Source organism: Azonexus sp. (assembly GCF_036170495.1).
Taxonomy (GTDB): domain Bacteria; phylum Pseudomonadota; class Gammaproteobacteria; order Burkholderiales; family Rhodocyclaceae; genus Azonexus.
On record NZ_JAVHPH010000355.1, the window covers coordinates 1 to 11,261 of the forward strand.

An 11,261-nucleotide genomic window follows, 5' to 3' on the forward strand; every position below is an offset into this window, starting at 1 on the left:
GCCGCCCATCGATTCGCCGACCGCGCCGAAACCCGGCTGATCCTTGTACGGCCCGCTCTGGCCGAAGCCGGAAAGGCGCACCATGACCAGCCCCGGGTTGTCCGCCTGCAAGGCTTCCCAGCCCAGGCCGAGCTTTTCGAGCACGCCGGGGCGGAAGTTTTCGACCAGGATGTCGGCTTCGGCAATCAGCTGGCGGACGAACTCGCGGCCCTCTGGATGTTTCAGATTGGCCGTCACCGACTTCTTGTTGCGCCCCTGCACCGCCCACCACAGCGACGTGCCTTCGTAGAGCTTGCGCCACTTGCGAAGCGGGTCGCCGCCGTCGGGCGATTCAACCTTGATCACCTCGGCGCCGAACTCGCCCATGATCCGCGTGCAGAACGGCCCGGCGATCAGCGTGCCGAGTTCAACCACCTTGAGGCCAGCCAGCGGTTTTTGCGCCCCGTTTTTTTGCCCCTCGCTCATCAAGGCTCCCAATGTTCGATTTTCAATTTTTGCCCAAAAATCCGGTCGACCGTAGCAATCACCGCCGCCGGCGCCCCGCTCGTCGCCGCCGTCAGCCGCCCCTCGCCGCCGCCGAGCAGATTGCCCGCCGCCAACAGCCGCTCAAGCTGACGCGCCACCGGCTCGCCGGTATCGAGCAGAATCGTTCCCGCCGGCATGCGCCGGGCAATCGCCGCCGACACGCACGGATAATGCGTGCAGCCGAGTACCACGACATCAGCCGCCGCCGCAGCCAGCGGTGCGACAAAGGCATCAAGCAAACCCGCCACAGCAGCGCTATCCGGCCCCTCAGCCTCGATGGCTTCAGCCAAGCCTGGGCAAGGCTGGGCGATGACCCGATGGCCGTTGGCATGATTGCCGACCAGCCGCTGAAAGCGCTCGCTAGCCAACGTCCGCGTCGTCGCCAGCACGCCGATGACGCCGGTTCTGGTCAGCCCGACCGCCGGCTTGACCCCCGGCTCCAACGCCACCACCGGCACCGTGATCGCCGCCCGAATCGCCTCCGCCGCCGCCGCCGTCGCCGTGTTGCAGGCGATCACCAACGCCTTCGCCCCACGCTTGACCAGCGCCTCAGCGATCAACACCCCGCGCTCGCGCAGGAAGCTCTCGGGCCGGTCGCCGTAAGGCAGGAAACGGGTATCGGCGAAATAGAAAAAGTCTTCGTGCGGTAGCCGTTCGCGCAGGGCGCGCAAGACCGTCAGGCCGCCGAGGCCGGAATCGAAAACGGCGATGGGTTGAGGGTTCACAAGTCCATTCAGCATCAGCAGGGGGCCTGATTTTAGGTCCGGTCAGCCACCATCAGGCGGTCGCCGGCGCCTGGCGTCCGGCCCACAGGCCGTGCAACAGGGCGCCGGCAAAAATGCCGGCAAGGGCGATCAGCAGATCGGCATTGCCCGCCCCCAGGCCGGCCAGCGCCGGGCCCGGACAGACACCGCACAACCCCCAGCCGACACCGAACAAGAGCCCACCCAGCAAGGCCGGCCGATCCAGCTCAAACGGCCGCGGCTGAAAGGCGGTGCCAAGCAGGGTCCGGCCAAACAAACGCGGCACCAGTTGGTAAGCCAGCAGGTTGATGCCGACGGCGCTGCCCAGAACGAACAGCAGGCCAAGGTCGTCGAAGGTCAAAAAGTCGAGCACCGACTCGGGGCGGATCATCGTCGACCAGGCCAGGCCAAAGCCGAAGAGCAGCCCGCTGGCCAAGGTCGCCACGGCGCCGAGGGGCGATTCGGTTTGCGCCATGTTCACACCCCCAGCCACTTCAGAAGCGAGGCGGTGACGATGCCCGTGCCGAGAAACGTAATCACCATCACGAACGACGCGGCGGACAGCGAGGCCATGCCACATATCCCGTGGCCGGAGGTGCAGCCGCCGCCCAGACGGGCGCCGAAGCCGATCAGGACGCCACCGAGCGCCAGCTTCCAGGCTGGAATATGGCTGGCTTCGACGGTCTGTCCGGCAAGGAGGAAAAGCCCGCCGCCGAGCACCAGGCCGAGGGCGTAGACCAGTCGCCAGTGGCGACTTTCAAGAAACGAGTCTTGGCGAAAGAACGGGCCGCGCAGCAGCCAGGACCAGGAACTGCTGAAAAAGGTACTGACCCCGCCGGGGCGCCCGGTCGTGACGTAGAGCAGGGCAACGCCCAGACCCATCAGGGTGCCGCCGAGGGCATAGTGGGCGATCCCGTGGGGAAACAAGGTAACTGGCATGGTGGAGGCGAATTGGACAAAGAGTGGATTTTCTCACCAGATCGCCCGGTCATTCACGCAATCTGCGCCGCCCCCTTGAGCCGGCGGACTGGCCTGATGGCGGCGGGCAAGCGTTTGCTACGGTCAACCGGGAAAAGCGGCCAAAAATGAAATGTCGTCGCCCGCTCACATCCCGAAATGATGGCGAACCCGGTCTTCGAGTAGCTGGCGGGCGAATTCCTCGCTGCAGCCGGCCAGTTGGTCAAAAATATCCTGCGCCATGGGGCGAAACACGGCCATGACGCCGGGGTCGAAGTGGCTGCCTGTGTCCTTTTCCAGAATGGTCATCGCTACGTCAAAGCCCATGGGTTCCTTGTACGGGCGTTTGGAACAGAGCGCGTCGAAAACATCGGCCACAGCAAAGATGCGGGCCGCCAGTGGAATCTCGTCTGCCTTGAGGCTTCGCGGATAACCGGCGCCGTTCCATTTTTCGTGATGCCCGGAAACGACTTCGTTGGCGCCTTCGAGCCAGCCGATGCCGGTGACGATTTCTTCGCCTTGGCTGACATGGGTTTTCATGATGGCGAATTCGTCGTCATCGAGTTTCCCCGGCTTGAGCAGGATGGCGTCGGGAATACCGATCTTGCCGACATCGTGGAGAAAGCTGCCGACAATCAGCGACTGCATCGAGGTACCGCGGAAGCCGAGCTTCTCGGCGATGCGGGCGGCGACCCAGGCGACCCGGTAGTTATGGATGCCGGTATCCGAATCGCGCTTGGCAATGGCCCGGCCCAGCGCCTCCATCATCGAAATGTGCGAATCGAGCACCTCGCGAGCCTTGCGCTCGTTATCGGCCGACAGGCGAACGACCACCGGGTAGATCGCCGCGCCGCACAGCAGCGAGGCAAAACCGACCATCAGGGCGGCGGACAGCGCGCTGTCGAGCATCTGCTGGCGCTGCCACCCGGGTACGACCCGGACGCCTTCGAAATAGCCGGTGATCTCGGACTGCGGGGTACCACCGATCCGCAGCGGAACGAAAACCCGCAGAACCCAGCGCCCATCAGGCAACTTGAGGCTTTCATAAGAGGTCGCCGTATAGGCGGGCTTGGCGTGGTGAATCAATATGCCTTCGAGATGCGAACCGTCGGCCGTCATTTCTTCGGCCATTTTCCGACCTTGGCCATCGTAGATTTCGGCAATATCGAACAGGCCACCGATCAGCGTTTTGGCCGCTTCGTCGGCATGCGCCGCAGCGTCCGGCCCGCTCAGGGCAATGGCGCCAAAATGCCCCAACAACCGCTGCGACTCCTCAATCGCCAGCGAAACCGTGCTTTCCTCCGCCTTTTCACGAGCGACAAACCAGGCCAGCGGACTCGCCAGAAACGCGAGCAGCAGGCTGACGGCGCCAATACGCCAGGCCGTGCGCTTGTTGAAGGCATTCATGCGACCTCCCGTGGTCATTGTCTCAATTCACTTCCTGATTGTTGTCGATGAACCTTAAGGCAGCCTGATGGCCCCCCCCATCTACCCCCGAAAGCCGCCCGCCTTCAACATCCGGTCGTAAAGCACGACATTGACCGTCGCCGCCAGGTTCATGCAGCCGTGGGTCGGGATGTAAACGATGTCCTTGCACCACGACGTCACGTTCTTTTTCAGGCTGCCGTCTTCCGGGCCGAAGATGTAGAAGGCGCGCTCGGGGTGCCGGTATTCGGTGAGCGGCTTGGCGTCCGGGTGGACTTCGATGGCGACCGGGACGCAGCCGAAGGGGATGACCAGCTGCAAGTCGTCGACGCCGATCAAGGGCAGTTGCAGATGAACCTGCTTGGTGTCGGTGCGGAATTCGACGGCGCGCGCGTAGCGTTTGCCGGTGTAGAACACCGTGTTGACGCCGTAGCAGCCGGCGGCGCGCATGATCGAGCCGACGTTTTCCGGGCCTTTCGGGTTGTACAGGCCGATGCAGGAGTAGCCGGTGTAGCTCTGGACAGCCTGTTTTCGGGTGATGGTTTCAATGCTCATCGTAGGCCTTACTCGGGCTGACGGAATTCGTCGGCTATCCAAGCCTTGGCGCTGGCGGCGTTGAGCTTGAAGTTCGGGCCGACGCGCACCCTGGCCAGTGGTTCGCCGTCGGCATCTTCGGCCGATAGCGTGGCGTAGGGATCGTCCTCGTCGGGAACGATGTCGAGGCAGATCAAAATCGGCCCGTTTTCCTGGTCGACCGTAAGTTTTTTGTGCAGTTGGGCGTGCAGCTGATGCTCGTGCCGGCGCAGCACTTCCGAAGCGGTCTTGATCAAAGTCTGGAAGGCAGAAACGTCAAGCGGCTTGGGATTTTTCTTGTCGCGCCCCATGGTCCACGGACCGACCAGCGCCGGCTCGGCTTGGCCGTCCTTGATCATTTCGACGGCCCAGCCTTCATCGTCTTCGTTCTTGATGACGCGGGCGGTCCACCCGCTGTTGCGCCACAGGCGCGGTTCGTTGATGACGTCGGCTTCTTGGCTATCGACGGGGGTGTGCGGTGCGTTTTCTGTCATCCCCGCATTGTACTTCTAGGGCGGAGTAGCGGCCTTGCTGGCTTCGATTTCAAGGTGACATGGGGCCAGCAGCAGGTGGGCCAGATGTTCCGGATCGTGCGATCCGATGTGTTCGGCAAAAGCCGTCAGTCGGGCGTCGTGGGCCTCGGTCAAGGCGGCGATCAGCAGTCTTGCCGCCTCGCGCGGATTGCTCACGCCAGGGACATAACCTGGCCAATCCTTGTAATGCGTCAGCAATTCGGCCTTGTGGTCCTGATAGAGCGGGGAATTTTGCGTGAATTCAAGTTCGGCCTGTTTGGCAGCAATCTCGGCGTCGATTTCAGCATCGGTGCTCTGATAGTGTGCCTTCTCGGCCTCGGTCCAGTGCGGCTTGTCGCCGTGCTTTTCGCGCAGGGTGGCGAAAGTGCTGTCGAGCGCGATCTGCGAATGGGTCGTGGCATCACGGAAGACATGAACCGTGTCCTTGCCGTGGCCCTCCTTGCCAACGTAGCGCATGCTCGCCGTGATGCGCCGGGGATTGAAACGAAACTGGCGGGCGCAGGCGGCGCGCAAGAGATCGAAGAGTTCTTCAATTTTAGCTGGGCTCACAGGACTATCCTTTCGCTCGCCACGAACTGCGGCGATGGCATCGTTGGCCAATTGGCTGGCCACAGCATACGCCGGCGCCCGCCCAAGCGGGCGTCCAATCGGTTGAAAGGCAAGGATTATCTGTCCCTTGCCACGCCACCCGGCAGGCGAGACCGCCCCAGGCGCTTCGAGAAGGCAGAAAAAAAGCGAAGACCGGATGGCCTTCGCTTTTTTGCTTACCGGCGCTGACACCGGGGAATCGGCTGGCTTAGATGCGACCAGCCTTGAGCGCGGCATTCAGCGTCGGGCTCGGACGCATAACCGCCTTGGTCTTCTCGGGATCGGCCAGATAATAGCCGCCGAGATCGGCCGGCTTGCCCTGAGCCGCCTTCATTTCAGCGACGATTTGCACCTCGTTGTCGGTCAGCGACTTGGCCAGCGCGGCAAAATGGGCCGCCAGTTCGGCATCCTCGCTCTGTGCAGCCAGTTCCTGCGCCCAGTACATGGCGAGATAGAACTGCGAACCGCGGTTGTCCAATTCACCGGTTTTCCGCGAGGGCGATTTGTCGTTGTCGAGCAGCTTGCCGGTGGCGGCATCGAGCGTCTTGGCCAGCAGAATGGCGCGCTTGTTGCCATCCTTGATTCCCTGCTCTTCGAGCGACACGGCCAGGGCCAGGAACTCGCCGAGCGAATCCCAGCGCAGATGGTTTTCCTGAATCAGCTGCTGGACGTGTTTCGGGGCCGAGCCGCCGGCCCCCGTTTCGTACATGCCGCCGCCCTTCATGAGCGGGACGATCGACAGCATCTTGGCCGATGTACCCAGCTCCATGATCGGGAACAGGTCGGTCAGGTAGTCGCGCAGGATGTTACCGGTAACCGAAATGGTGTCGAGACCGCGCACCACGCGTTCCAGCGTAAATCGCATGGCGCGCGTCTGGGACATGATCTGGATATCGAGACCCGTGGTGTCGTGATCCTTGAGATATTTTTCGACCTTCTTGATCAGTTCGTTTTCATGCGGACGGTACGGGTCCAGCCAGAAAATGGCCGGCATGCCGGATTGGCGGGCGCGGGTGACAGCCAGCTTGACCCAATCGCGAATCGGCGCGTCCTTGGCCTGACAGGCACGCCAGATATCGCCGGCTTCAACGTTCTGGGCGAGCAGAACTTCGCCCGTTGCCAGATCGGTGATATTAGCCACCCCATCTTCGGGAATCTCGAAGGTCTTGTCGTGCGAGCCGTATTCCTCGGCCTGCTGGGCCATCAGGCCGACGTTCGGCACCGTGCCCATGGTCTTCGGGTCGAAGTTGCCGTGCCACTTGCAGAAGTTGATCATCTCCTGGTAGATGCGGGCAAAGGTCGATTCCGGCATGACGCACTTGCTGTCGTAGGGTTTGCCATCAGCGCCCCACATCTTGCCGCTCTGGCGAATCATCGCCGGCATCGAGGCGTCGACGATGATGTCGTTGGGCGAATGGAAGTTGGTGATGCCCTTGGCCGAATCGACCATGGCCAGGCGCGGGCGGTGTTCCTGACAGGCATGCAGGTCGCGGATGATTTCGTCGCGTTTGGATTCCGGCAGCGTCTTGATCTTCTCATACAGATCAACCATGCCGTTATTGACGTTGATGCCCAGCTCATCGAAAGTCTTGCCGTGCTTTTCGAAGGCATCCTTGTAGTAAATCTTGACGCAATGGCCAAAGACGATCGGGTGCGAGACCTTCATCATCGTCGCCTTGACGTGCAGCGAAAACAGGATGCCGGATTCGCGGCAATCTTCGAGCTGGGCTTCGTAGAAGTCGCACAGCGCCTTCTTGCTCATGAACATCGAGTCGATGATCTCGCCGTCGAGCAGGGCGAGCTTCGGCTTGAGCACGATGGTCTTGCCGCTCTTGGTAATCAGTTCCATCTTGACGTCGCGCGCCTTATCGAGCGTCAGCGACTTTTCGCCGTGGTAGAAGTCGCCGTGTTCCATGTGCGAAACGTGAGTTTGCGACCACTGTTTCCACTCGCCCATTGAATGCGGGTGTTTCCGGGCGTAATTCTTGACGGCGCCCGGCGCCCGGCGGTCGGAGTTGCCTTCGCGCAGCACCGGATTAACGGCCGAGCCGAGGCACTTGCCATAGCGGGTCTTGAGCGCCTTTTCTTCGTCGGTATTGGCCGTTTCCGGGTAGTCGGGAATCTTGTAGCCTTTTTCCTGCAGCTCCTTGATGCAGACTTTGAGCTGGCCGACGGAAGCCGAAATGTTCGGCAGCTTGATGATATTGGTCTCCGGCTGCTGGCACTTTATGGCCAGTTCGCTCAGCGTGTTCGGGACTTTCTGGTCGTCAGAAAGGCACTCTGAAAATTCGGACAGGACGCGCGACGAAACAGAGATGTCAACCGTCTCGATTTCGATGCCGGCCGGCGAGGTGAAGGTGCGGATAATCGGCAGGAAGGCGCAGGTAGCCAGCAATGGCGCCTCGTCGGTTAGGGTGTAAATGATCTTGGACTTTCCTGCGGCCATATCGACTCCTCGAATTAGGTTGAATAACGCGGGGCGAAGATATACCGGGCCCCTTTCGCCATGCTTACAAACATAACCTTTCGAGTATCTCCGCCGGGCTCGCTTCGGTCAACGATGAAACGCAATTTCACATAGCGAACTCCCGAATTTCGGAAAACGGGCGTGCTACGATTTTCAGAGCACGGCTGATTTGGCAACTGCAAATCCGGGATGGCCTGGCCGAAGAGCTCTTTACATGCCAGCCATTTTGTAACGCATTGCCAGTTGGTGTCTGACAAAAAGAATCCGACAGGATTAAAATACGTGGGATAATTTCCCACAAACGGAGAAAACAGCATGCCCATAACCATATCGGTCGTCAGCGAGCGCAGCCCCGGCGAGAGCCGGGTTGCCCTCGTTCCCGAGACCGCCAAAAAGTTCGCTGCCCTCGGCGCCTTGCTGCGCATGGAGCAAAGCGCCGGCACGGAGAGTCATTTCCTCGACTCGGATTACCCTGGTGTCACCTTGGTCAACGGCATCGCCGAAGCCTACGGCCCAGCCCAACTGATCCTGCGCGTCACGCCACCGAGCCCGGAAGAGATTGCTGCCATGCCCGAAGGCTCGGTCCTCATCGGCCTCCTCAGACCTTTTGACGACAAGGCGCGTCTCGCCGCGCTCAATGCCCGCAAGATCACCGCCTTCGCCCTCGAACTTCTGCCGCGCATCTCGCGCGCCCAGAGCATGGACGCGCTCTCGTCGCAAGGCGCCTGCGCCGGCTACCAGTGCGGCTTGATCGCTGCCGCCCGGTGCACCAAGTTCTTCCCGATGCTGACCACCGCCGCCGGCACGATCAGGCCGGCGCGAGTCCTTGTCATCGGGGCCGGCGTCGCCGGCCTGCAGGCCATTGCTACCTGCAAGCGCCTGGGCGCCATGGTCGAAGCCTACGACGTGCGTTCCGCCGCCCGCGAGCAGATTGAATCGCTCGGCGCCAAATTCGTCGACACCGGGGTTTCGGCCGATGGTGCCGGCGGCTACGCCCGCGAACTGACCCCCGAGGAAAAAGCGGCCCAAGCCGAAAAACTGGCCAAGGCCGTTGCCCTCTCCGACGTCGTCATCACCACCGCTGCCATCCCCGGCCGGAAGGCGCCGATCATCATTACGCGCGAGATGGTCGGCCGCATGAAATACGGCGCCATCATCGTCGACATGGCCGCCGAGTCGGGCGGCAACTGTGCGCTCACCCAGCCCGGCGAACACGTCATCGCCAACGACGTGAACATCCACGGGCCATTGAACCTGCCTTCCCGCATGCCCACCCACGCCTCCGAGCTCTACGCCAAGAACCTCTACAACTTCCTCTCGCCGTGGATCAAGGACGGCGAACTCGTTATCGACTGGAAAGACGAGGTCGTCGCCGGCACGCTCCTCTGCCAGGACGGTGTCACGGTCAACCCGAAAATTCGCGAAATTCTGGGAGAAGCCTAATGGACGGTTTACTCGCGCTCTACATCTTCATGCTCGCCGCCTTCACCGGCTACGAGATCATCGCCAAGGTGCCGGTCATCCTGCACACGCCGCTGATGTCCGGCTCCAACTTCATCCACGGCGTCGTTGTCGTCGGTGCCATGCTCATGCTCGGCACCGCAGACACCCCCGTCCAGCAAGCCATCGGCTTCTTCGCTGTCGCCCTCGGCGCGGCCAATGCCGCCGGCGGTTACGTCGTGACCGAACGCATGCTCGCCATGTTCAAGAAGAAGGAGGGCTGAACATGACCATCCCCGTTTACGTTCAAGGCGCCTGGTTCGTCGGCGCGCTGCTCTTCATCTTTGGCCTCAAGGGCATGGGCTCGCCGGCCAGCGCGCGCAAGGGCATCGTCATCGCCGGCTACGGCATGCTCGTCGCCATTGCCGCCACCTTCCTCATTCCCGGCCTGCAGAACCTCGCCCTGATGGCCCTGGCTCTGGCACTGGGCGGTTCAGCCGCCTGGATTTCCGGCAAGAAGGTCAAAATGACCGACATGCCGCAAATGGTCGCCATTTACAACGGCATGGGCGGCGGCGCGGCGGCGGCGATTGCCGCCATCGAGTTCGCCAAGGGCGATGTCCACAGTCTCGCTACCACGGTGCTCGCCGTCATCGGGGCGCTGATCGGCGCCGTCTCCTTCACCGGCTCGTGCATCGCCTGGGCCAAGCTACAGGGCGTGCTCAAGAAAGCCCATCGCCTACCGGCGCAGAATGCAGTGAACGTGCTGCTCGCCCTGATCGCCATCGCTCTCGGTGGCGCCATGGTCGTCATGGCCCCGGCCCAACCGGAACTGATCTTCGGTTTCTTCGCCGTCGCCCTGCTCCTCGGCCTGATCGTCACCCTGCCCATCGGCGGCGCCGACATGCCGGTGGTCATCTCGCTGTTCAATGCCTTTACCGGCCTGGCCGTCGGTTTCGAAGGCTATGTCCTGGGCAACCCGGCGTTGATCATCGCCGGCATCGTCGTCGGGGCGGCCGGTACGCTGCTTACCCAACTCATGGCCAAGGCGATGAATCGGCCGATCTCCAACATCCTGTTCACGCCGCTGGTGGCGAGCGGTCCGGGGGAAGCGATCGAAGGCTCGATGAAGGAGCTCTCCGCACTGGATGCGGCGGCGATGATGCGTTACGCCGGGAAGGTCATCATCGTGCCCGGTTACGGCATGGCGGTGGCGCATGCCCAGCACAAGGTGTGGGAAATGACCTCCATCCTCGAAGAAGCCGGGGTCGAGGTGAAGTTCGCCATCCACCCGGTGGCCGGCCGCATGCCGGGGCACATGAATGTGCTGCTGGCCGAGGCCGGGGTGCCTTACGACAAGATCTTCGATCTGGAAGAAATCAACGGCGAGTTCGGTCAGGCCGACGTGGCGCTGATCATCGGCGCGAATGACGTGGTCAATCCGAGTGCCCGCACCGACAAGGCCAGCCCGATTTACGGCATGCCGATTCTCAACGCCGATCAGGCGCAAAACGTCATCGTCATCAAGCGCGGCAAGGGCACCGGTTACTCCGGCGTCGAGAATGCGCTGTTCTATACCGATAACTGCCGGATGCTCTATGGCGATGCCCAGCCGATGGCGGGCGAGATCATTCAGCATTTGAAGGCGATGGGGTAAACGAAGCCCAAACCAGCTTGCCACAATTTTGTACGGCCGTGCCAGCACGGCCGTACAATACCGCGCTATACATTTTCCCCGGAACCGGTGCATGAAGCGCATTGATGACCTTCTGATCTGGCTGGCTGCAGCCGCCTGCCTTGGATTGTGGCTGTGGTCGCTGACGATCGGCCCGGTTTCCCCGCATTTCCTGCTGGCCCTGGCGGTACTACTGGCCGGAACAATACTGTTTTCTTATGGCGAACGGCGACGCTGGAAGGACAAGCAGCTCTCCTACGTTACCGACCTGAAGGACGTGATGTCGGAATACCAGGTGCTTTCCGACGAAGCCATGGCCCATGCCGAACTGCAGT

Annotated in this window: 13 protein-coding genes; 4 read left to right on the forward strand and 9 right to left on the reverse strand. The window is 61.9% G+C overall.

The features are described 5' to 3' along the window. The 9 genes from ADADOO_RS13090 to ADADOO_RS13130 all read right to left on the reverse strand — a co-directional run. Positions 1 to 465 (reverse strand): CaiB/BaiF CoA transferase family protein (locus tag ADADOO_RS13090; protein ID WP_511277946.1); only part of this gene is annotated, 465 nt, incomplete at its 3' end. Next, positions 465 to 1,250, reverse strand: a complete 786-nt coding sequence (murI, locus tag ADADOO_RS13095) for a glutamate racemase (protein ID WP_511277947.1) — start codon at positions 1,248 to 1,250, stop codon at positions 465 to 467. The genes murI and ADADOO_RS13090, both read right to left, overlap by 1 nt. Before the next feature lie 52 nt (positions 1,251 to 1,302). Next, positions 1,303 to 1,743, reverse strand: coding sequence for a DUF6691 family protein (locus ADADOO_RS13100; protein WP_511277948.1), 441 nt, complete (start codon positions 1,741 to 1,743; stop codon positions 1,303 to 1,305). A 2-nt stretch (positions 1,744 to 1,745) separates the two neighbouring features. Continuing rightward, on the reverse strand, positions 1,746 to 2,207 hold the full coding sequence (locus ADADOO_RS13105) for a YeeE/YedE family protein (protein ID WP_511277949.1): 462 nt from the start codon (positions 2,205 to 2,207) through the stop codon (positions 1,746 to 1,748). A 165-nt stretch (positions 2,208 to 2,372) separates the two neighbouring features. Beyond that, a complete protein-coding gene (locus ADADOO_RS13110) occupies positions 2,373 to 3,650 on the reverse strand; it encodes an HD-GYP domain-containing protein (RefSeq protein ID WP_511277950.1) in 1,278 nt (425 codons plus the stop codon). Positions 3,651 to 3,713: 63 nt separating this feature from the next. Continuing rightward, positions 3,714 to 4,205: an RNA methyltransferase gene (locus ADADOO_RS13115; protein ID WP_511277951.1), complete on the reverse strand. Its 492-nt coding sequence runs from the start codon at positions 4,203 to 4,205 to the stop codon at positions 3,714 to 3,716. A gap of 8 nt (positions 4,206 to 4,213) precedes the next feature. Beyond that, on the reverse strand, positions 4,214 to 4,717 hold the full coding sequence (locus tag ADADOO_RS13120; RefSeq protein WP_511277952.1) for a hypothetical protein: 504 nt from the start codon (positions 4,715 to 4,717) through the stop codon (positions 4,214 to 4,216). 15 nt (positions 4,718 to 4,732) lie between these two features. Then, entirely contained in the window at positions 4,733 to 5,305 is a 573-nt protein-coding gene (locus ADADOO_RS13125; protein ID WP_511277953.1) for a hypothetical protein, read from the reverse strand. Positions 5,306 to 5,552: 247 nt separating this feature from the next. Continuing rightward, a complete protein-coding gene (locus ADADOO_RS13130) occupies positions 5,553 to 7,790 on the reverse strand; it encodes an NADP-dependent isocitrate dehydrogenase (RefSeq protein ID WP_511277954.1) in 2,238 nt (745 codons plus the stop codon). Positions 7,791 to 8,126: 336 nt separating this feature from the next. Between ADADOO_RS13130 and ADADOO_RS13135 the strand changes: the two genes are divergently transcribed. The 4 genes from ADADOO_RS13135 to ADADOO_RS13150 all read left to right on the forward strand — a co-directional run. Next, positions 8,127 to 9,254 carry an NAD(P) transhydrogenase subunit alpha gene (locus ADADOO_RS13135; protein ID WP_511277955.1) on the forward strand — a complete coding sequence of 376 codons (1,128 nt, stop codon included), beginning with the start codon at positions 8,127 to 8,129 and terminating at the stop codon, positions 9,252 to 9,254. Beyond that, positions 9,254 to 9,535 (forward strand): NAD(P) transhydrogenase subunit alpha part 2, encoded by a 282-nt coding sequence (locus ADADOO_RS13140; RefSeq protein WP_226400950.1) that lies wholly within the window; start codon positions 9,254 to 9,256, stop codon positions 9,533 to 9,535. The genes ADADOO_RS13135 and ADADOO_RS13140 overlap by 1 nt, the downstream gene beginning before the upstream one ends. 2 nt (positions 9,536 to 9,537) lie before the next feature. Beyond that, positions 9,538 to 10,908 (forward strand): NAD(P)(+) transhydrogenase (Re/Si-specific) subunit beta, encoded by a 1,371-nt coding sequence (locus ADADOO_RS13145; RefSeq protein ID WP_511277956.1) that lies wholly within the window; start codon positions 9,538 to 9,540, stop codon positions 10,906 to 10,908. Between the two features lie 91 nt (positions 10,909 to 10,999). Further along, positions 11,000 to 11,261: hypothetical protein (locus ADADOO_RS13150; RefSeq protein ID WP_511277957.1), on the forward strand; the 262-nt coding region annotated here is incomplete at its 3' end.

Excerpts from the sequence above, each read along its gene's own strand:
- ADADOO_RS13100 (WP_511277948.1), bottom strand. The coding sequence starts at position 1,743 with ATGGCGCAAACCGAATCGCCCCTCGGCGCCGTGGCGACCTTGGCCAGC.
- ADADOO_RS13105 (WP_511277949.1), bottom strand. The coding sequence starts at position 2,207 with ATGCCAGTTACCTTGTTTCCCCACGGGATCGCCCACTATGCCCTCGGC.
- ADADOO_RS13110 (WP_511277950.1), bottom strand. The coding sequence starts at position 3,650 with ATGACCACGGGAGGTCGCATGAATGCCTTCAACAAGCGCACGGCCTGG.
- ADADOO_RS13115 (WP_511277951.1), bottom strand. The coding sequence starts at position 4,205 with ATGAGCATTGAAACCATCACCCGAAAACAGGCTGTCCAGAGCTACACC.
- ADADOO_RS13120 (WP_511277952.1), bottom strand. The coding sequence starts at position 4,717 with ATGACAGAAAACGCACCGCACACCCCCGTCGATAGCCAAGAAGCCGAC.
- ADADOO_RS13130 (WP_511277954.1), bottom strand. The coding sequence starts at position 7,790 with ATGGCCGCAGGAAAGTCCAAGATCATTTACACCCTAACCGACGAGGCG.
- ADADOO_RS13135 (WP_511277955.1), top strand. The coding sequence starts at position 8,127 with ATGCCCATAACCATATCGGTCGTCAGCGAGCGCAGCCCCGGCGAGAGC.
- ADADOO_RS13140 (WP_226400950.1), top strand. The coding sequence starts at position 9,254 with ATGGACGGTTTACTCGCGCTCTACATCTTCATGCTCGCCGCCTTCACC.
- ADADOO_RS13145 (WP_511277956.1), top strand. The coding sequence starts at position 9,538 with ATGACCATCCCCGTTTACGTTCAAGGCGCCTGGTTCGTCGGCGCGCTG.